The 20,978-nt window shown below is 71.5% G+C and carries 15 protein-coding genes; 12 read left to right on the forward strand and 3 right to left on the reverse strand.

The genetic code is table 11. From position 1 onward, the window contains the following. The first annotated feature begins 4 nt into the window (after positions 1–4). The 9 genes from ACFWU6_RS27980 (at position 5) to ACFWU6_RS28020 (ending at position 12,670) form a co-directional block, all read left to right on the forward strand. Positions 5–2,737: an AAA family ATPase gene (locus tag ACFWU6_RS27980; RefSeq protein ID WP_383983700.1), complete on the forward strand. Its 2,733-nt coding sequence runs from the start codon at positions 5–7 to the stop codon at positions 2,735–2,737. A 134-nt stretch (positions 2,738–2,871) separates the two neighbouring features. Further along, the gene (locus ACFWU6_RS27985; RefSeq protein ID WP_383983702.1) at positions 2,872–3,708 is read left to right on the forward strand and encodes an alpha/beta fold hydrolase; all 837 of its coding nucleotides are present in this window, start codon (positions 2,872–2,874) and stop codon (positions 3,706–3,708) included. Positions 3,709–3,811: 103 nt separating this feature from the next. Continuing rightward, positions 3,812–4,897 carry an LLM class flavin-dependent oxidoreductase gene (locus ACFWU6_RS27990; RefSeq protein WP_383983704.1) on the forward strand — a complete coding sequence of 362 codons (1,086 nt, stop codon included), beginning with the start codon at positions 3,812–3,814 and terminating at the stop codon, positions 4,895–4,897. Continuing rightward, entirely contained in the window at positions 4,894–5,508 is a 615-nt protein-coding gene (locus tag ACFWU6_RS27995) for an FMN reductase (RefSeq protein WP_383802217.1), read from the forward strand. Before ACFWU6_RS27990 ends, ACFWU6_RS27995 begins: the two co-directional genes overlap by 4 nt. Before the next feature lie 59 nt (positions 5,509–5,567). Continuing rightward, the gene (locus ACFWU6_RS28000; protein WP_383983706.1) at positions 5,568–8,447 is read left to right on the forward strand and encodes an AAA family ATPase; all 2,880 of its coding nucleotides are present in this window, start codon (positions 5,568–5,570) and stop codon (positions 8,445–8,447) included. Between the two features lie 136 nt (positions 8,448–8,583). Further along, the gene (locus ACFWU6_RS28005; RefSeq protein WP_383802211.1) at positions 8,584–9,831 is read left to right on the forward strand and encodes a PucR family transcriptional regulator; all 1,248 of its coding nucleotides are present in this window, start codon (positions 8,584–8,586) and stop codon (positions 9,829–9,831) included. A gap of 153 nt (positions 9,832–9,984) precedes the next feature. Then, a complete protein-coding gene (locus ACFWU6_RS28010; RefSeq protein WP_383983708.1) occupies positions 9,985–10,836 on the forward strand; it encodes an alpha/beta fold hydrolase in 852 nt (283 codons plus the stop codon). A gap of 149 nt (positions 10,837–10,985) precedes the next feature. Further along, the gene (locus ACFWU6_RS28015) at positions 10,986–11,786 is read left to right on the forward strand and encodes a helix-turn-helix domain-containing protein (protein ID WP_383983710.1); all 801 of its coding nucleotides are present in this window, start codon (positions 10,986–10,988) and stop codon (positions 11,784–11,786) included. Positions 11,787–11,956: 170 nt separating this feature from the next. Next, positions 11,957–12,670: an alpha/beta fold hydrolase gene (locus ACFWU6_RS28020; RefSeq protein ID WP_383983712.1), complete on the forward strand. Its 714-nt coding sequence runs from the start codon at positions 11,957–11,959 to the stop codon at positions 12,668–12,670. Between the two features lie 314 nt (positions 12,671–12,984). Here ACFWU6_RS28020 and ACFWU6_RS28025 read toward each other — a convergent pair whose 3' ends face one another. Next, positions 12,985–14,163 carry a magnesium and cobalt transport protein CorA gene (locus ACFWU6_RS28025; RefSeq protein ID WP_383983714.1) on the reverse strand — a complete coding sequence of 393 codons (1,179 nt, stop codon included), beginning with the start codon at positions 14,161–14,163 and terminating at the stop codon, positions 12,985–12,987. Between the two features lie 280 nt (positions 14,164–14,443). On the opposite strand from ACFWU6_RS28025, the gene ACFWU6_RS28030 reads away from it, so the two are divergent. Continuing rightward, positions 14,444–15,574, forward strand: a complete 1,131-nt coding sequence (locus ACFWU6_RS28030; RefSeq protein WP_383983716.1) for a winged helix DNA-binding domain-containing protein — start codon at positions 14,444–14,446, stop codon at positions 15,572–15,574. A gap of 45 nt (positions 15,575–15,619) precedes the next feature. Continuing rightward, on the forward strand, positions 15,620–17,311 hold the full coding sequence (locus ACFWU6_RS28035) for an AMP-binding protein (protein WP_383983718.1): 1,692 nt from the start codon (positions 15,620–15,622) through the stop codon (positions 17,309–17,311). Between the two features lie 93 nt (positions 17,312–17,404). On the opposite strand, the gene ACFWU6_RS28040 is transcribed toward ACFWU6_RS28035, so the two are convergent. Then, on the reverse strand, positions 17,405–17,893 hold the full coding sequence (locus ACFWU6_RS28040; RefSeq protein ID WP_383802191.1) for a glutathione peroxidase: 489 nt from the start codon (positions 17,891–17,893) through the stop codon (positions 17,405–17,407). 46 nt (positions 17,894–17,939) lie between these two features. Continuing rightward, complete coding sequence (locus ACFWU6_RS28045) at positions 17,940–18,749, reverse strand: hypothetical protein (protein WP_383983720.1); 810 nt, start codon at positions 18,747–18,749, stop codon at positions 17,940–17,942. Between the two features lie 257 nt (positions 18,750–19,006). Here ACFWU6_RS28045 and gcl point away from each other — a divergent pair, with 257 nt between their 5' ends. Then, on the forward strand, positions 19,007–20,794 hold the full coding sequence (gcl, locus tag ACFWU6_RS28050; RefSeq protein WP_383983722.1) for a glyoxylate carboligase: 1,788 nt from the start codon (positions 19,007–19,009) through the stop codon (positions 20,792–20,794). The last annotated feature ends 184 nt before the right edge of the window (positions 20,795–20,978 follow it).

Here is a 20,978-nt window from a genome sequence, read left to right on the forward strand (position 1 = left end):
TGGCGTGCCCGGGAGCGCGGCGCTGAGCCGGCCCGGGCTGCGGGGCCGCGAAGCCGAGCTGGAGCGGCTGCGCGCCCTGGTCGAGGCGGTGCGCGACGGCGAGGGAGGAGCGATCGCGCTGATCCTGGGCGAGCCCGGGATCGGGAAGACCGTACTGCTGCAGGAGACCGTCTCGATCGCGCGGGCTCACGGGTTCGTCGTCAGCCATGGACGCGCCGAGGAACTGCACGAGCTGGCACCGCTCGCCTCACTGGCCTCCGGCCTCCTGCACGGTGACCCGCCGCTGCTGTCCAGCACGGACTTCGCAAACCTCGCGGGCCATCACGGCCAGCGCATCTGGCTCGTCGAACGACTGGCCCAGCTGATCGAGGAACGCTCGGCGGGCACGCCCGTACTGATCGCGGTCGACGACGTCCAATGGGCCGACCCGCTGAGCCGGTTCGCCCTGAGTGTCATGCCGGCACGGCTGCTCAGCTCCCCGGTCCTCTGGCTGCTCACGGGCAGGGACGACCCGGAACTGTACGGGCAGGGGCCGCGGACGACGACCCTCCCCCTCCTGCCGCTGTCCGACACGGCCCTGGCCGAGCTGGCACGGGACGTCCTCGGCGGGGAGGTACCGGAGCAGGTCGCGGAGCTCCTCGACGGGGCGGGAGGCAACCCCTTCCTCGCGGCCGAGATGCTCTCGGGCATCGCGGCGGCGGGCCCGAACGCGCCGGAACCGTCCGAGCGGCTGGTCCGGGGCGTACGCGACCGACTGGCCGACCTCCGGCCGGGCACCCTCCACTTCCTGCGGATCGGCTCGGTCCTCGGCCGCGCGTTCTCGCTCGCGGACGCCGCCGCCCTGTGCGGCCGGCCCGCCTCCGGACTCAGCGCCGAAGTGGACGAGGCGATCGCCGCCGCCGTCCTCCACGACGACGGCGAACGCCTCCTGTTCCGCCACGACCTGCTCCGCCAGGCGGTGTACGCCGATCTCGCCCCCTCCGTCCGCCGGGCGCTCCACCGCGAGGCCGCGAGCCGGCTCGTCGCGGCAGGCCGGAGCTCCACCGACGCGGTCCCCCATCTGCTGAAGAGCGCCGAACCCGGCGACCAGGAGGCGATCGGGCTGCTCGGCACGGCCGCCACGGACGTGATCGCCGTGATGCCCGACCTCGCCGCCGACCTGGCCGTACGCGCCCTGGAACTCGTACCGCCCCATGCGCCCATGGTGTTCGACGTGGGAGAACGGGCCATCGTCGCGCTGACCCGCGCGGGCCGGTACACCCAGGCACGGGATACCGGCGACACACTGCTCGCCCGGCAGCCGCCCCTGGACGTCTTCGCCCGTCTGCAGTCCGTACTCGGCGACACACTGTGGCACCTCGACGACATCCACGAGCTGACCCGCCGCTCGACGGCGGCACTGGCAGCCGTCACCGACCCGACGATCCGCGCCCGGCTCACCGCCCGGCAGGCCCTCGCCCGGTCCCGCGGGCGCGACCTCGGGGCCGCTCGCGAGACCGGCGAACGGGCGCTCGCCGAAGCGGAGCGGTCCGGTGACCGGGAGGCCCGTGTCCTCGCGCTGTGGGGCCTCGGCGAGATCGCCCTCAACGCGGGCGACTGCGCCGCCGCCGTCGAACACCACACGGCGCTGAGCGTGTTCGACACGGCCTTCCTGCCCGAGGAGGCCGTCGCCCGGATCCACATGGACGACTTCGACACCGTACGGCGACTGCTCCGGACGGCGGGCGACGCTCCCCAGCGTCCCGCCATGCTGAGCTGGGCCCAGGGGACCCTGAACATGGGGCTCGGCCGGCTCGACGACGCGGACGCCGATCTCGTCACCGCCGAGCGGATCGAAGCGGACCTCCGCGTGCCCGGCAACCTGGTCAACGTCCGCGTCAACCGCGGCCTCCTCGCGATGCTGCGCGGCGACCGCGAAGCCGCGCGGGAACACCTGGACGTCGTGCGGGCGACCGTGGCCGAGCGGCCGAACACGGGCAACCACGCCACGCACCAGTACTTCGAGGCCGTCGTCGCCGACGCCGACGGCGACCACACGGCAGCGGCCGAACTGGTCCGATCCGTGCAGCGGGACCATCCCTTCCTCCGATGGCGGCTGCTGCGCCCCCATGTCGTCCAGGCCGTGCGGATCGCCCTGCGCGGCGGGGAACGGAACCTGGCCGAGGACCTCGCGGCCCAGGCGGCAGCACACGCCACCCGCAACCCCTCTGTGCCGACCGCCCAGGGGACGGCCGCCCACGCGGCCGGCCTGGTGAACGCCGACCACGGACTCCTGGAGCGATCGGTCCGCATCCTCCTCACCGGCCCCCGGCCGCTGCCCCTCGCCGCCGCATCCGCCGACCTCGGGCGCGTTCTTCTTGCCGCAGGCGACCCCGCTGCGACACCCGCCCTGACCAGGGCGCACGACATCTACGCCCAGGCGGGGGCCGACGCCGAGGCAGACCGGGTCCGAGCCGATCTGGAACGGGCCACCAGCCGCTCCGGCCGGCGAACCGGAAGCCTCCGGCCGCGTCCCGGCCAGGGCTGGGACGCGCTCACGGCCTCGGAACGCAAGGTCGCCCGGCTGATCGCCGCGGGCCACACCAACCGGTCGGCCGCGGAGGCCCTCGTCGTCTCCCCGCACACGGTCAACACCCATCTGGCGTCGATCTTCCGCAAGCTTTCGGTGCGCTCCAGGGTCCACCTGGCACGGATCGTGCTTGCGGAGGGCGACGCCCGAACAGCCACCGGCGGCTGAGTGACCTCTGCGTCCCCGTGCAAGGGGTGGTGCGTTGTACGGCAACAGGAGGTACAGGACCGGTCCTAGCGTGACGGGCATACCGCGCCGCTTCGACGTGCGGACCAGCCGACCCGAATCGAGGAAGCATCCCCATGCCGTACATCACCGTGGGCCAGGAGAACACCAACCCCATCGAGCTGTACTTCGAGGACCAGGGTGCCGGGCAGCCCGTCGTCCTCATCCACGGCTTCCCGCTCGACGGCCACTCCTGGGAGCGCCAGAGCGCCGCGCTGCTCGACGCCGGCTACCGCGTGATCACGTACGACCGCCGCGGATTCGGGCAGTCCTCGCAGCCGACGACCGGCTACGACTACGACACCTTCGCGGCCGATCTGAACAACGTGATGGAGACCCTCGACCTGAACGACGCCGTCCTGGTCGGCTTCTCCATGGGCACCGGCGAGGTCGCCCGCTACGTGTCCACGTACGGCTCCGGGCGGGTCGCCAAGGTCGCCTTCCTGGCCTCGCTCGAGCCCTGCCTGCTCCAGAGCGACGACAACCCGGACGGCGTCGCCCCGAAGGAGTTCTTCGACGGCGTCGTCGCCGCCGTCAAGGCCGATCGGTACGCCTACTACACGGCCTTCTTCAACGATTTCTACAACCTCGACGAGAACCTGGGCACTCGCATCAGCGAGGAGGCCGTCCGCAACAGCTGGAACACCGCGGCCGCCGGCGGCTCCTTCGCCGCGTCCGCCGCGCCGTCGACCTGGTACACCGACTTCCGCGCGGACATCCCCGCCGTCGACGTGCCGGCCCTGATCCTGCACGGCACCGCCGACCGCATCCTGCCTGCCGAGGGCACCGCGCGCCCCTTCCACAAGGTGCTCCCGTCGGCCGACTACGTCGAGATCGAGGGCGCCCCGCACGGTCTGCTGTGGACCCACGCCGAGGAGGTCAACACCGCCCTCCTCGCCTTCCTGACGAAGTGACGCCGCACCGTTGACCCGCTGGGGGACGCCGGAGCCCCCGGCGTCACCCCGGCCCCCGGTTCCCGGCGCGGGAACCGGACGAGCTCAGGAGAGCAGACACCCCATGCAGTTCGGCATCTTCACCGTCGGGGACGTGACCCCCGACCCCACCAACGGCCGTACTCCGTCGGAACACGAGCGCATCAAGGCGATGGTCGCCATCGCCCTCAAGGCCGAGGAAGTCGGCCTGGACGTCTTCGCGACAGGCGAGCACCACAACCCGCCGTTCGTCCCGTCGTCGCCGACGATCATGCTCGGCTACATCGCCGCCCGCACCGAGAAGCTGATCCTGTCCACGTCCACGACGCTGATCACCACCAACGACCCGGTGAAGATCGCCGAGGACTACGCGATGCTCCAGCACCTGGCCGACGGCCGGGTCGACCTCATGCTGGGTCGCGGCAACACCGGTCCGGTCTACCCGTGGTTCGGACAGGACATCCGCCAGGGCATCAACCTCGCCAAGGAGAACTACACGCTGCTGCGCCTGCTGTGGCGCGAGGACGTCGTGGACTGGGAGGGAACGTTCCGTACGCCGCTCCAGGCCTTCACCTCGACACCCCGGCCCCTGGACGGCGTCCCGCCCTTCGTCTGGCACGGATCCATCAGGTCCCCCGAGATCGCGGAGCAGGCCGCCTACTACGGCGACGGCTTCTTCCACAACAACATCTTCTGGCCGGCCGACCACACCAGGCGCATGGTGCAGCTCTACCGGCGCCGGTTCGCGCACCACGGCCACGGCCGGCCGGAGGACGCCGTCGTCGGCCTGGGCGGACAGGTCTTCATGCGCAAGAACTCCCAGGACGCCGTAAGGGAGTTCCGTCCCTACTTCGACAACGCTCCCGTGTACGGCCACGGCCCGTCGCTGGAGGACTTCACCGAGCAGACCCCGCTGACGGTGGGCTCTCCCCAGCAGGTCATCGAGCGGACCCTGTCGTTCCGGGAGAGCGTCGGCGACTACCAGCGCCAGCTGTTCCTGATGGACCACGCGGGCCTGCCTCTGAAGACCGTCCTTGAACAGCTCGACATCCTCGGCGAAGAGGTCGTGCCCGTGCTGCGGAGGGAATTCGCCAAGGGGCGTCCGTCCGACGTGCCGGAGGCCCCCACTCACGCGTCCCTCCGAGCCGTCCGGGAGGTGTCCGCCGCATGAAACTGATCGTCGTCTCCGCGGGGCTGAGCACCCCCTCCTCCACCCGCCTGCTCGCGGACCGGCTGGCCGAGGCGGCCCGCGACGAACTCGCCGCCCGGGGGCAGGCGCCGTCGACCGAGGCCGTGGAGCTGCGGGAACTGGCCGTCGACATCGCGGGCCACCTCGTGACCGGCTTTCCGCCGCCGCGACTGAGCGCCGCGATCGACGCGGTGACGGAGGCCGACGGCCTGATCGTCGTGACTCCCGTGTTCGCGGCTTCCTACAGCGGTCTCTTCAAGTCCTTCTTCGACGTGATCGATCCGGACGCCCTCTCCGGGAAGCCGGTCCTGATCGCCGCGACGGGCGGTACCGCCCGCCACTCCCTGGTCCTTGAGCACGCCGTGCGCCCGCTCTTCGCCTATCTCCGGGCCGTCGTCGTCCCCACCGCCGTGTTCGCGGCCTCCGAGGACTGGGGCTCGGGGGGAGACGAGTACACCGACGGCCTGCCCGGCCGCGTCCGCCGGGCGGGCGTCGAGCTCGCCGCGCTCATGGCGGCGCGCCCGGTCGGTGAAGAGCCCGAGGACGACGTCACCGTCCTCGAACGGCAACTCGCCGACCTGCGCTTCGACTGAGACGGGCCCGGGGCCGGGCAGCGGCGGGGTGGTTCACATGGTTCATACTGTTCCGCCGTATGAGCGTGAACCGAGTGACCACAAGGACCGTGCCCGAGGCACTCGAGGGTGCACGGACGCCGCTGCGCGGCAGGGACGCCGAACTGGCGTTCATCGAGGCGCGGCTCGACGCGCTCGACCGGGGCGAAGGCGGGATCATCCGCGTCGAAGGCTCCGTCGGCATCGGCAGGTCCAGGATCCTCGCGGAGTCCGCGGCAGCCGCGAGGCGGCGCGGAACGAGGGTGTTCGAGGGAGCGGCGGACCCCGACGAACAGTTCGTGCCGCTCGGCCCGCTCCTCGACGGTCTGCTCTCCGGCGAGGAACCGCTGTCGGGCGCCGTCCGTCTCAGGGACCTCGCCACGACGCCCGGCCAGCGCTTCTGGCTGCTCCAGGAACTGGGGGACCGCCTGCGGGAGACGGCTCGAAACGGCCCCCTGCTCGTCGTCCTCGACGACCTCCAGTGGTGCGACGACCTGACCCTTCTCACCTTCAACACCCTCGCGGCCGGACTCTCGTCGCACGCCATCCTGTGGCTGGTCGCCGTGCGCGGCGGCAGCGTGCCGTCGGGAGTGCGCACGGCCCTGGACCGGATCCGGCGGGCAGGCGCACACGAGCTGGTGCTGGGAGCGCTGGACGACCAGGCGACCACACGGATCACCGAGGACGTCCTCGGCGCCGCTCCCGGCCCGGACGTCCTCCGCGTCGCCCGCCGCGCCGAAGGAGTCCCGCAGCTGCTGGTCGAGCTGCTCGGCTCGCTGCGGGAGGCAGTGACGATCGAGAACGGCACGGCCAGGCTGTCGGCCGGACCACCCGCCCCGCGGGCACTCCCCTCTGTCGTGCGCCGCCTCGACCAGCTGTCCGGCGAGGCACGGGAGCTGGTGCAGACGGCGGCCGCCGTGGGCGCCCCGGTCACCGTCGCGCTGCTGGCCGAACTGCTCGGCAGGTCCTCGGCGGCGCTCATCACAGCGGTACGGGAATCCCTCGACGCCGATCTGTTCATCGAAAGCGGCGATCGCCTCGCCTTCCGCCACGACCTGATCCGCGAGGCGGTCGAAGCCGGCCTCCCCCTGCCCCTGCGTCAGGCCCTGCGTGATCAAGCCGCCGAGTTGCCGCCGGGGAACGCGGCCTCCCCGGCCGAGCGTCTCGGGCCTTCGGCCGGGAGGGCGGCGCCGTCGGCAGGTGCGGCGGAGGCCGGGAAAGCGGGACCAGGAGACGCGGCGGAGGCCGACCGGCTGCGCACCGCCGCGGCGGAACTCGCGGCCACCGCTCCCGGACCCGCCGCGGAACGCAGCCTCAAGGCCCTGGAACTCACCACGGCGGACGCTCCGGAGCGGCCGAGGGTCATCGCCGAGACGATCCCGCTGCTCTGGCAGACGGGCCGGGCCGCCCAGGCACGTGAGCTGGGAGCCTCCGCCCTGGCTACCGGCGGTCTCGGACCTGAGGACGAGGCGCGCATACGCCTTGCCCTGGCACGCCTCGCCGTACCGTTCGACTTCTCCGAGGCGGTCCGGCAGGCACGCGCCGGGGCGGCACTGCCCGGGATTCCCGTCGACGTGAGGGGGCGGCTGCTCGCCATGCTCGCTGTCGGCCTGTCGATGTCGGGCGAGCACTCTGCGGCCGAGCAGGTCGCCGCGGAGGCGTGGGAGACCGCAGCGGCAGCGGGGGACCGTTCCGCCGAGGCCACGCTGACGACGGTCCGCTCGGCCGTGAGTTTCCACCGCATGGACCTGACCGAGGCGTTCCGGCAGGCGGAGCGGTCCGTCGCGCTGGCCGACGCTCTGGGCGTCAGCACGTCGCTGTGGGTTCCGGAGGCCTTGTGGCACGCTCTCCTGTCGAACACCACCGGACGCTCCGCGGAGGCGCTCGCCGCCGCGGAGGAGGGCATCCGGATCACCAGGGAGCAGGGCCGGACGGCGGCCACCGGTATGTGGCTCATGACCCGTTCCCGCATTCTTCTGGAGGCCGGACGGCTGACGGACGCCCGGGCCGACGCCGAGGCCGCGTCCGCGACGACCGACGATCTCGCCCCGGGCAACCTCGCCGACGTCACGCTCCGGTACGTGATGATGCGCGTCGCCCTCCACACCGACGACCAGCAGACCGCACGAGCGTACGCGGCGGAGGCGAGGCGCATGCGGAGCGACGGCGCACCCGTCGTCCGGCACTTCGGCTCCTGGATGCTGGCACTGATGGCCGACTTCGAAGGCCGGCCCGACCGCGCCATGGCCGAACTCGACGAGGTGATGACGTCGCCCGCCGCGGACCGGCCGGCCTACGCCGGCTTGGTCGACCCCGCCGACGCCCCGGTCCTCGTCCGCCTGGCGCTGCGTGCCGGCGCACACGAACGGGCCGCGCAGGCAGTGGCCCTGGCCGAGCGACTGGCCGTGCTCAACCCCGACCTCCCGTTCCTCGCCGCCACCGCCGCGCACGCCCGGGGGCTCCTCGACAACGACCTCGCCCCTCTCGTACGCGCCGTCCGGCTGTACGAGGACTGCCCTCGGCCGTTGGCCCGGGCCTCGGCACTGGAGGACGCCGGACGCAAGCTGGCGGCCACCCGCACGTCCGAAGCGGTGCCGTACTTCGACACGGCCCTCACGCTCTACGCGCGAGCGGGCGCCGAGCGGGACGTCGCACGCGTCCGCCGGCGCCTGCGGGCCGCTGGTGTCCGCCGCCGGCCCTCGATGCCCGGACTCTCCGGTGCATGGCCCGAGCTGACGGCCGCGGAGATACGGGTGGTCCGGCTCGTGGCCCGAGGGCTGACCAACCAACAGGTGGCCGAGCACCTCTCCCTCTCGCCGCACACGGTGAGTTCGCACCTGCGCCGGGCCTTCACCAAGCTGGACGTCACCTCGCGCGGGGAGCTGACCCGGCTGGTGATGGACCGCGACAGCGGAGAGTAGCCGCTTCGTATCCCGTGTGGGCCTCATGGCAATGGACGATTCGTGTGATGTGCCGACGCCGTCGCTTCCTCAGAATGATCAAGAGCCGCGGACTGGAGAAGTTCGCGGGGACAGTTGGTCGAGAGAGGAACAGCGCATGACCGTCAGGCTCCAGCGAGCCCGCCCCGGCAGCCCCGAGCTCCAGGCGCTTGTCGACGAGCTCGCGGAGCGGCTCGGCCGGTCCGTCGCCGTCGACGACCCGCTGGTCCGCATGGTCTGCACGAGCCGCCACTTCGGCGACGAGGACCCGGTCCGCATCGGCACCCTGTTGCAGGGCCGCGCCGACAACGCGACCATCCGCTATGTCCTCGCCCAAGGCGTGACCCAGTGGTCCCGAGCCGGATTCATCGATGGCCGTGACGATCTCGGACTGCTGCCCCGTTACGTCGTGCCCCTGCGCGAGCGCGGGCATCTCCACGGACTGCTCCTGGTGGTCGTGCCCGAGAAGACGCTCCCGGAGCACGAGACACGTGCCATCGCCCGGGCCGCGGACGCCATGGCCGCGCAGATGCACGGAGAGCACATCGCCACCGACACCCGGAAGGCCGACGAGCGCGACCTCGTCCTCGAACTCGTCGGCACCGACGTCGCCGCCCGTACCACCGCACGGCGGCGAGGCAAGGAACTCGGACTGCTCGGAGGAGCCGAGCACGTCCTGGTCACCGTCGTCCAGCTGAGCTGCGCGACCGAGCTCGTGGGGCAGTCCGAGGCGGCCCTGTGGGGGGCGCTGGAGGGGGTCCGGCAGACACGCTCGCCCCAGGGCCTCATCGCGATCGGCAAGGAGCGGGCGACACTGCTCCAGCTGCGCGACCGCCCACCCGGCCAGGACGAGGTCACCGCACAGTCCGCTCGCATCCTGGACGAACTCCGCACCTTCCTGGGCCCGTCGGCGGACCCCGTGCTCGGCGTCGGCGGCCGGCACCCCAGCCTGGACGGCGCATGGACGTCGTACGAGCAGGCGCTCGTGGCGGCACGCGCGGCACGCCGACTGCCCACCCTGAAGAGCGCCGGTGACTGGGAGCTGCTCGGGGAGCTCGCGGTGCTGCTCCAGCTTCCCGAGCACGCCCTGAACGCGTCTTTGGTCCCGAAGCCGCTCCGTACCCTGAGCGACACTCATGGCGGCGACCGGCTGCGGGACACCCTGCGCTGCTTCCTCGAACACGCGGGATCGATTCCCCGGACCGCGGACACGCTGGGAATCCACCGCACCTCGCTCTACTACCGACTGCGCCAGATTCAGGAGATCTCCGGACTCGACCTCGACGACGGCGCCCACCGGCTCACTCTGCACCTCGGCCTCAGGATCGAGGAACTCCTCGCCCCGGGCGGCGACGGGGCCGTCTGACCACGGCCCCTCTGAGCACGGACGTGCTTCGACAAAGCGAGGAGGATCCACGGCCCGATTCCTACAGCTCGCGGTGGTGCGGGCGGCGGGCCCCATTCGATGATGTTCGGGACGGGCGGGAACGACGTACCGCCTCTGACCAGGGGAGAGGTCATGAAGGAACTGATCACGACGGACGGCGCACGGCTCGCGTACCAGGACACCGGCGGCGAGGGCATCCCGCTGGTGATGCTGCACGGCTGGGGGCAGACGCAGGCGATGTTCCGCCACCAGATCGAGGGGTTGGCGCCCGGCCGTCGCGTCGTCACCGTCGACCTACGCGGCCATGGGAAGTCCGGCAAACCGCGTCACGGCTACCGCATCGCCCGGCTCTCCCGCGACGTGCTCGAACTCGTCGACCATCTCGGTCTTGACCATTTCGACGCACTGGGCTGGTCCATGGGTGTCTCGGTGTGGTGGAGCTTCATCGACCAGTACGGGACCGGACGGATCCGGCGCTTCGTCGCCGTCGACCAGCCCGCCGCGGTCGCCGCCGTGCCCTGGATGACCGAGCGGGAACAGCGGGACTCCGGTGCCATCTTCGACGTGTCGGGGCTGTTGTACCTGGGTGCGGCCCTTGCGGGGCCGGAGGGCGACACGGTCCGCGCCGACTTCGTGCGCGGCATGTTCTCCGGCGAGCCCGATCCCGAGGTGCTGGCCTTCATCGGCGAGGAGATCCGGTCGACACCCGCCTACGCGGGCGTACCACTGCTGTTCGACCACTGCGCGCAGGACTGGCGCGACGTGCTTCCCCGGATCGATGTGCCGACCCTGGTGATCGGCTGTGAGGGAAGCCATGTGCACCCCGATTCGCAGCGCTTCGTCGCCGAGCGGATTCCCGGTGCACGCCTGCACGTCTTCGCCTCCGACGTGGCGAGCTCGCACTTCCCCTTCCTGGAGAACCCGCCGGCCTTCAATGCCGTGGTGGAGAAGTTCCTGGCCGAGGAGCCGGCGAACGGGGTGTGAATCCGCCCTCTGCCCGCACGCACCTACGGCCAGGAGTTCCCATGACCCTCACACTGATGTCTCGTGCGCCCGAACGGGTGCCCCGGCAAGCGCCCGATCCGGCCTCGCCCTCACCCCGCTCGGGGTGGCTGGTCCAGATGCTTTCCGAGATGCCGGAGACGAACGTCCGGACCCACGTCTACCTCGGCGTACATGTCCGTGGGCCCGTCACCGTCGTCCACGAGCGTGCCAAGACCCTGTTGGAGCCGAACGACCTGGTCTTCTGCGACCCGGCCCGACGGCATCTGCTGCAGTTCGGAGAAGACTGCCAGATGATCTTCTTCCGGGTGCCCCGGTGCTATCTGGGCGTCACGGAGCCGGAACTGAACCAGGTGCTCGGCGTACCCGTACGGGGCGGGGAGGGGATCGGGGCGCTGGCGTCCGACTTCCTGACCGCGCTCGCCGCCAAGGCGGAGTTCCGCCAGTCGACCATCGGGGACCGGCGTGCCCGGACAGCCGTACATCTCCTCTCCGTCCTGGTCATGGAGCTCCTCGAAGTGGACGCGACGGATGAGGCCGACGACGCGTCCGGGGCCGGCAGCGAGATGCTGTCCCGCATCCACGGCTACATCGAAGAACATCTGATGGACCCGGACCTCTCACCGGAGTCGATCGCGCGCGCCCACCACATCTCCGTCCGGTACCTCCAGAAGCTCTTCCAGAACGATGGCAGCACGGTGAGCCAATGGGTGCGGCAGCGCAGGCTCGAGTTCTGCCGGCTCGAGCTGGGCCGCTCCAACCGGAGGATCACCATGGCCGCGGTGGCACACCGCTGGGGCTTCAGCAGCCCCTCGCACTTCAGCCGCACGTTCCGCGGGGCTTACGGCATGAGCCCCAGCGAATGGCAGGCTCTGGCGACCTCGGCCTTCGCATCGACGACTGCCGGCGCCCAGGACGAGCGAAGGCGCTGAGGTGCGTGTGCGCCGTCATGACAGCGCGGATGCGCGCACGTACAAGAGGTGCCACTTCCACGGCTCTACCGTGAGAAACAGTCGCACGGACCTCTTGCCGAATTCCGGGCCGCGCCTTGACCGTCGTGACGACGCCCCACCCATGGCCCGACACCGAGAAGAGAACTCGCATGCCCAACCCCACCGTCGTCCTCGTGCACGGCGCCTTCGCCGACGCGACAGGCTGGATAGGCGTCATCTCGGAACTGCGGAGCAGCGGTATCCCGGTAATCGCTCCGTCGAACCCGCTGCGGGGGCTGACGTCGGACGCCGCCTACCTCACCTCCGTCCTCGCGCAGGTCGACGGCCCGGCCGTACTCGTCGGCCACTCCTACGGCGGTGCGCTGATCACCGTGGCCGGCGCCGCGGAGAACGTCGTCGCGCTCGTCTACGTGGCCGCCTACGTGCCCCACGAGGGCGAGAGCCTCGGCCAGCTCCAAGGGAGCTTCCCCAAGTCCCCGCTGACGGGCAGCCTGAAGGAGTGGACCTACCCGCTCCTCGACGGCGACTCCGGGGTCGAGGTCACCATCGAGGAGACGGCCTTTCCCTCCGTGTTCGCGGCGGACGTGCCCGAGGATGTCGCCGCCGTCTTGGCAGCGGCCCAACGCCCGCTCGCCACGACCGCCTTCACCGAGACCGCGTCCGCGGCGGCGTGGCAGACCAAACCGTCCTGGGCCCTGGTGGCCGGGGCGGACCGCACGATCAGCCCCGAGGTCCAGCGCTTCGGCGCCGCACGGGCCGGAGCTGTCGTCGTCGAACTCCCGGACGCCTCCCACGCCGTCGTCCTGTCCGAGCCCACACGGGTCGCCGACCTGATCAGGGACGCGGTACGGGCGACGAGCTGACCGACCGACCTCCGCGACGACCGGAGGGGGACCGGGCCGGTCGGGGTGCCACCCTTCGCTCGGACCGGGCTCGGACCGGCCGGCGGACGGGCTTGATGGCGCAGGCATGAGGAGCGGTTAGCGGCTCCACTTCTCCCCAGATTCTCCCCAGCGTCCTTGGAACCTCGAAAGTCCAGGTCAGACGCCCCTTTGGGGCCAGGGCGAGGAGATCACCCGCATCTATCCTCCCCAAGGACTCCCCAGGGGCGCTTCTTGGCCGATCTGTGAGTGATGCGAGAGTAAATCGAGGGAGAGCTGAGCGGGATGTGAGGAGTTCAGAGCCAGTCCCGCCGCTTAAAAATTACGTACAAACTGACGCACACCACCGCCATCAGCAGGATCGCGAAGGGGTAGCCGGCTGTCCACTTCAGTTCCGGCATGGTCTCGAAGTTCATGCCGTAGATGGTGCCGACCAGGGTGGGGGCGAAGAGGATGGCAGCCCACGAGGAGATCTTCTTGATCTCCTCGTTCTGTTCGAAGCCCGCCTCCGCCAAGGCGCGCATCTCGGCGTTCTGTTGTTGGGACACCAGGGTGGCGTTCACCGTGAGGATCTCGGTCAGCGCCTGGCGGAAGCCGTCGACGCGTTCGCTGGTGTGGGTCACGTGGTCCGCCACGTCGCGGAGGTAGCGCTGGAGTTCCTCGTCCGTGCCGTACTTCGCGAAGCCCGCCATCAGGTTGTGGAGCATGCCGACCAGGGGGCGGGTCGCGCGTTGGAACTCCACCATTTCGCGGGAGAGTTCGTAGATGCGGCGGGAGACCGCGGGGTCGCCGCGGAAGACCTCCGTCTCGATTTCGTCGATGTCCGTCTGGACGCCCGCCACGACCGGGGCGTAGCCGTCGACCACCGCGTCGAGGATCGCGTACAGGGCCGCCTCCGGGCCCAGGGAGAGCAGTTCCGGGGACTCCTCCATGCGGTGGCGGACGTTGGAGAGGTCGGGGGCGCCGCCGTGGCGCACCGTGATCAGGAAGTCCGGGCCCACGAAGACGTGGAGCTCGCCGAAATCGACCTCCTCCAGGGCGTCGAGGTAGCGGGCCGCGCGCAGGACGACGAAGAGGGTGTCGCCGTAGCGCTCCAGCTTGGGGCGCTGGTGGGCTTCCAGGGCGTCCTCGACGGCGAGCTCGTGGAGGTTGAACTCAGTCGCCAGAGAGTGCAGTTCCATCTCCGTCGGGCGGTGCAGGCCGATCCAGGCCATTCCGTCGGGCTGTTCGCGCAGCTGTCGGAAGGTGTCGGCCAGGGTCGCGGGGGAGGCGATCCGGATGCCGTCGCGGTAGACCGCCGAGTCGATCACGCTACGGTGCTCCGCGGGCTGCGGGGCCGGCGGCGCGGGCCGGGGGGCCGTCGGAGAGTCCGCCGGGGGAGCGGAGGGCGGGGAGACCGGCCGGCGCCAGCCGGTGAGCTTGCCGGCGCGCTTGCCGGCGGACGGCGGCGGGCGGTGTTCTGGGCGCTCCGGCATCGCAGGTCAGCTCCCGGTCGAACGCGTGTTTACGGGCAAGGGGCAGGATATACGGGTCAAGGGGACATCTGCTTTCTTTCACGTCGGTGGATGCGGGTCTGACGTGGCGCGTCCGGTTCCCCGCGCCGCCGGCTCCCGGCCCCGCGCCACCGGCTCCCCGCCCCCCTGGCCCCCGCCCCACCGGCGCCCCGCGCCGCCCCCGGTACGCTCCCGCCGCCCGCCCCCGACTGCGCCGTGTTCGCGGACAGAAGATGTCCGCAACGGGGGCTAGCTTGTCGGTATGGCCTCCAGGACGACGCACCCCGTACTCGGCACCCGCGCGCTGAACCGCGCCACCCTCGCCCGCCAACTGCTGCTGCGCCGCGCCGAGATGTCCGCGACCGACGCCGTGGCCCACCTCGTCGGGCTCCAGGCGCAGAACGTGAAGCCGCCCTACTTCCAGCTCCACGCCCGCCTCGCCGGCTTCCGCCCCGCCGAGCTGGCCGGGGCGATGGAGGCGCGGGAAGTCGTCCGCATGGTCACCCTGCGCTCCACCATCCACACGCACACCGCGCAGGACGCCCTGGCACTGCGCCCGCTCGTCCAGCCCGCCCGCGACCGGGAGGTCAACCAGTTCCGCAAGGGGCTGGCCGGAGTGGACCCGGAGCGGCTCGCCGAGCGGGCCCGCGCCTTCGTCGAGGCGGAGCCGCGCACCATGGGGGAGATCCGCGGGGACCTGCTGGAGCAGTGGCCCGAAGCGGACCCCCAGTCGTTGTCCGTCGCCGCGCGCTGCCTGCTGCCGCTGGTCCAGGTCACCCCGCGCGGGGTGTGGGGCCGCAGCGGCCAGGTCCGGCTGACCACTGTGGAGAGCTGGCTCGGCGAGCCCGCCCGGCCGGCGCAGCCCGTGGACGACGTCGTACTGCGCTACCTCGCCGCCTTCGGACCCGCCTCCGTCAAGGACATGCAGCTCTGGGCGGGGCTCACCCGGCTGAAGGAGGCCTTCGAGCGGCTGCGGCCCGGCCTGGCCGTCTTCCGGGACGGGAACGGCGTGGAGCTGTTCGACCTGCCCGACGCGCCCCGTCCCGACCCGGACACCCCGGCGCCGCCCCGCTTCCTCCCGGAGTTCGACAACCTCCTGCTCTCGCACGCCGACCGCACCCGCGTCGTCGCCCCCGAACTCAAGGGACGCACCTGGACCGCGAACCAGGCCCACCGCACCCTGCTCGTCGACGGTTTCGTCGCGGGCCTGTGGAAGAAGGACGGGGACCTCGTCACCGTCGAGCTCTTCGATAGGGCCTCCGCCGCGGACAAACAGGAGATCGTCGCCGAGGCGGAACTGCTGGTCACCGGGATGGGGGAGGAGGACGGCGAAGGGAACGGGGAAGGCAGCGGCGGCAGGGGCCGCGTGCGCTTCGGGTCAATCCACGGCTGACGCCGCTCTGGTGGTCCGTACACCGAACGCGGCACGATGCCTGCCATGACGACCGACCGTACGCAGAACAGCGCCACTGCCCAGTTCCTGGCCGCGCGGGACTTCCTGCTCGACCGCCGGGGGGACTACGAAGCCGCCCGCTCCGGATTCACCTGGCCCCGGCCCCGGCACTTCAACTGGGCGCTGGACTGGTTCGACCACATCGCCGCCGGCAACGACGCCACCGCCCTGCGGATCGTCGAGGAGGACGGCACCTGCGAGAGCCTCTCCTTCGCCGAACTGTCCGCGCGGTCCGACGCCGCCGCCACCTGGCTGCGCGAGCAGGGCGTCGCCGCCGGCGACCGGCTCCTCGTCATGCTCGGCAACCAGCGCGAGCTGTGGGAGGTCGTGCTCGGCGCGATGAAGCTGCGTGCCGTGGTCATCCCCGCCACCCCGCTGCTCGGCTCCGCCGACCTGCGCGACCGCATCGAGCGCGGCGGCGTACGGCACGTCATCACGCGCACCGGGGACACCGCCAAGTTCGACGCGGTGCCCGGCGCGTACACCCGGATCGCCGCCGGCCCGGACGTCCCCGCCGGCTGGCACCGCCTCGCGGACACGGCCGGCCGGGAGGGCGTCTTCACCCCCGACGGCGAGACCCTCGCCACCGACCCGCTGATGCTGTACTTCACCTCCGGCACCACCGCCCGGCCCAAGCTCGTGGAGCACACGCACGCCTCGTACCCCATCGGGCACCTCTCCACCATGTACTGGCTCGGCCTGCGCCCCGGCGACGTCCACCTCAACATCGCCTCGCCCGGCTGGGCCAAACACGCCTGGTCCAACCTCTTCGCCCCCTGGAACGCCGGCGCGACCGTCTTCGTCCTCAATTACGCGCGCTTCGACGCGGAGCGGCTGATGGACGAGATGGACCGGCACGCTGTGACCACCTTCTGCGCCCCGCCCACCGTGTGGCGGATGCTGATCCAGTCCGACCTCACCAGGCTGGCCACGCCCCCGCGCGAGGCCGTCGCCGCCGGCGAACCGCTCAATCCCGAGGTCATCGACAAGGTCCGCGAGGCGTGGGGCGTCACCATCCGCGACGGGTTCGGCCAGACCGAGACCACCCTCCAGGTCGGCAACTTCCCCGGGTCCCCGGTCAAGCCCGGCTCCATGGGCCGCCCGGCGCCCGGCTACGGGATCGTCCTGCTGGACCCGCTCACCGGCAAGGAGTCCCCGGACGAGGGCGAGCTCTGCGTGGACCTGCGGACCCGGCCCGCCGGCGTGACGACCGGCTACCGCGACGATCCCGAACGGACCGCCGAGGCGATGGCCGACGGGCTCTACCGCACCGGTGACATCGCCGCGCGCGACGCCGACGGGTACCTCACCTACATCGGGCGCTCCGACGACGTCTTCAAGGCATCCGACTACAAGATCAGCCCGTTCGAGCTGGAGAGCGCCCTGCTGGAACACGAGGCCGTGGCCGAGGCCGCCGTCGTCCCGGCCCCGGACGCCCTGCGCCTCGCCGTGCCGAAGGCGTACGTCACCCTCGCCGCGGGCTGGGAGCCCGGACCGGAGACGGCGCGGGCGCTGTTCGAGCACTCCCGCGCCGTGCTGTCCCCGTACAAGAGGATCCGCCGGATCGAATTCGGCGAACTCCCGAAGACGGTCTCCGGCAAGATCCGCCGGGTGGAGCTGCGGGAGCTGACGGCGGCCGGCTCGGCGGGGGAGTACGACGAGGCCGACCTGACCTGACCTCTGGCCCTGACCTGCGCCGGGCTGACCGGTCGCGCCCGCCCGCCCGTACAGGGCCTGTACGGGGCCCCGTACGGGCGGGCGGGCGCGCCCTTACGCGGGCAGCTGCGCCTCGATCGCGGCCACGACCTCGGGGGCCTCGGGCTCGGTGCGCGGGCGGAAGCGGGCCACGACCTCGCCGGCCGGGGAGATCAGGAACTTCTCGAAGTTCCACTGGATGTCCCCGGCCTCGCCGGCCGCGTCGGGGGTCTTCACCAGCTCCTGGTAGAGAGGGTGCCGGTTCTCGCCGTTGACCTCGGTCTTCTCCAGCATCGGGAAGGTGACGCCGAAACCGGCGGCGCAGAAGGTCTGGATGTCCTCGGCGTTGCCGGGCTCCTGCTCGCCGAACTGGTTGCAGGGCACGCCGATGACGGTGAAGCCCTTGGCCTCGTACGCGAACTGCAGGCGGGCCAGCCCCGAGTACTGGGGGGTGAGCCCGCACTGCGAGGCGGTGTTCACCAGCAGGATCGCCTTGCCCTTGTGGGCGGCGAGACTGGTGGGCTCGTCGGACAGGGTGGTCAGCGGAATGTCGTACAGGCTCATCGGGCTCTCCTCGGCGGCAGACGCGTAGCAGGTGACGCCTGCGAGCCTAGGCCCCCGCCGCGACGAGCTCGTCCGCCGGGTCGTTGACCGGCTGCGGCATCCCGGTCAGGTCCATGATGAAGAGCGGTATCCCCAGGTCGTCCGCGCGGGAACGGGCGTCCTGCGTGTATCCGGCGAGCGCGAAGTAGACGCCGGTCGCGGACGCTGTGAGTCCGTTCAGCCACACGCACTCCACCGCCCGCAGGCCGACCGGCGCGGTGGTCGGGTCCACCTGCGCCACCAGCCCGGGAGCCCGTAGGTCCGCCGGGGCCGAGGGCGCCGCGCGCCCGTCGGGCTGCCGCACGTCCTGGAAGCCGAGCCAGCGCAGGTACAGGGCCGCCGTGGCCACCGCGTCGCGGGCGGTGCGGATGGTCACCGGTCGGAAGGCGGGCCTCGGCGCAGGGGCGCTCGGCGGCGGCGGTACGTGCGCCGGGTGCGGGGCGGCCCGGCGCGGAGGCCGCCGGGCGTCCGGGGCCGGCGTGCCGGTACGGGCCCGGCCGCCCGCGGGCCGGGCCGAGCCGTCACCCGGAGCGGGCCGGGCCGAGCCGTCACCCGGCGGATGCACCGCGAGCCGGACCACCGTGCCGCACGAGGCACACCCCAGCTCGGGCCGCGGCCACTCGCCCTCCCGCCCGCAGGCCGCGCACCGCACCGCCACCCAGCTGTCCGACCAGGTGCGCCGGATCAGCGGACGGGGCGGCGTCGTCAGGTCCAGGGGCGGGACGACGGGGCTCCCGCACGCGCAGGGGAAGACCGGGGCGGTGTATCCGTTCTCGCGCAGGCACGCGGGGCAGCGCACCGGTACCGCTTCCGTCATACGGCCTCGACCCCCTCCGTCGCTGTGCGTGGGTCCATGCTCCACCACCCGCGACCGCGAGGGCGGCAGTGCCCGCGGATTGCCCTCGATGATCCCGCCTTTTGTGCAACACACCGAGCGGGAGGCGGCTTTTGGTGGCTTCCGGGGTGCCGGACCGCCTTGACGTGTGGGGAGCCGCCACTTAGCTTGTTCCGTATAGCAGAACAAAACTTCCGCATTACGGAAAAGCCTGACCGCCAGACCCGCAGGAGAAGTCGATGCCTCGTATGACAGCCGCCGCCGCTGCAGTGGAGATCCTCAAGCTCGAGGGTGTCGAACAAGCGTTCGGTGTCCCCGGTGCTGCGATCAACCCGTTCTACCGCGAGCTCAAGAACGTGGGCGGCGTCAAGCACACGCTGGCCCGACACGTCGAGGGCGCTTCGCACATGGCCGAGGGCTACACGCGTGCCAAGGCGGGCAACATCGGTGTCTGCATCGGCACCTCGGGCCCGGCCGGCACGGACATGATCACCGGCCTGTACTCCGCGATCGCGGACTCGATCCCGATCCTGTGCATCACCGGTCAGGCTCCGGTCGCCAAGCTCCACAAGGAGGACTTCCAGGCGGTCGACATCGCCTCGATCGCCAAGCCGGTCACCAAGAAGGCCACCACCGTCCTGGAGGCCGCCCAGGTCCCGGGCGTGTTCCAGGAGGCCTTCCACCTGATGCGCTCCGGCCGTCCGGGCCCGGTCCTGATCGACCTCCCGATCGACGTCCAGCTGACCGAGATCGAGTTCGACCCGGAGACCTACGCGCCGCTGCCGGTCTACAAGCCGAGCGCCACCCGCGCCCAGGCCGCCAAGGCCCTGCAGTTCCTGCTGGAGTCCGAGCGCCCGCTGATCGTCTCCGGCGGCGGCATCATCAACGCCGACGCCTGTGACCTGCTGGTCGAGTTCGCCGAGCTGACCGGTGTCCCGGTCATCTCCACCCTCATGGGCTGGGGCACCATCCCGGACGACCACGAGCTGAGCGCCGGCATGGTCGGCGTCCAGACCTCGCACCGCTACGGCAACGCGACGTTCCTGGAGTCGGACTTCGTCCTCGGCATCGGCAACCGCTGGGCCAACCGCCACACCGGTTACAACCTGGACGCCTACACCAAGGGCCGCCGCTTCGTCCACGTCGACATCGAGCCGACCCAGATCGGCAAGATCTTCGCCCCGGACTTCGGCATCGCCTCCGACGCGAAGGCCGCCCTGGAACTCTTCATCGAGATCGCCAAGGAGCTCAAGGCCGAGGGCAGGCTGCCCGACTTCGGTGCCTGGGCGGCCTCCGCCCAGGAGCGCAAGGCGACCCTGCAGCGCCGCACGCACTTCGACAACATCCCGATGAAGCCGCAGCGCGTGTACGAGGAGATGAACAAGGCCTTCGGCCCGGAGACGCGCTACGTCACCACCATCGGCCTCTCCCAGATCGCCGGCGCGCAGATGCTGCACGTGTACCGCCCGCGCAACTGGATCAACTGCGGCCAGGCCGGCCCCCTCGGCTGGACCATCCCCGCCGCGATCGGCGCCGCCACCGCGGACCCGGAGACCCCGATCGTCGCGCTCTCGGGCGACTACGACTTCCAGTTCATGATCGAGGAGCTCGCGGTCGCCGCGCAGCACAAGGTCCCCTACGTCCACGTCCTGGTGAACAACGCCTACCTGGGCCTGATCCGCCAGGCGCAGGGCGGCCTCGGCATCAACTTCGAGGTCAACCTCGAATTCGAGAACATCAACACCCCGGAGCTCGGCGTCTACGGCGTCGACCACGTCAAGGTCGCCGAGGGCCTGGGCGTCAAGGCCATCCGCGTCACCGACCCGGACGAGCTGGGCGCCGCCTTCGAGCAGGCCAAGAAGCTGGCCCAGGAGTTCCAGGTCCCGGTCGTCGTCGAGGCGATCCTGGAGCGGATCACCAACATCTCGATGAGCAAGACGGTCGACATGAGCGACGTCACCGAGTTCGAGGAGCTCGCGACCGAGCCCGGCCACGCCCCCACCGCGATCAAGGCCCTCAAGGTCTGACCGGTACGGCCGGTCCGACCGGTCTTCCCGGCCGGCCGCCTTGGCCGCCCGGACCGGCCCGGCCGCCCCGATCACCGCCCCGATCGCCAGCCGCCCGGCCTCCCGGCCGGCGGCAGTGTGCAGCGACCCCCGTCCCTCCGCGTGGAGGGACGGGGGTCGTTCTGCGTGGCGGCCCGCCCGGTAC

Source organism: Streptomyces sp. NPDC058674, from assembly GCF_042716505.1.
GTDB lineage: Bacteria > Actinomycetota > Actinomycetes > Streptomycetales > Streptomycetaceae > Streptomyces.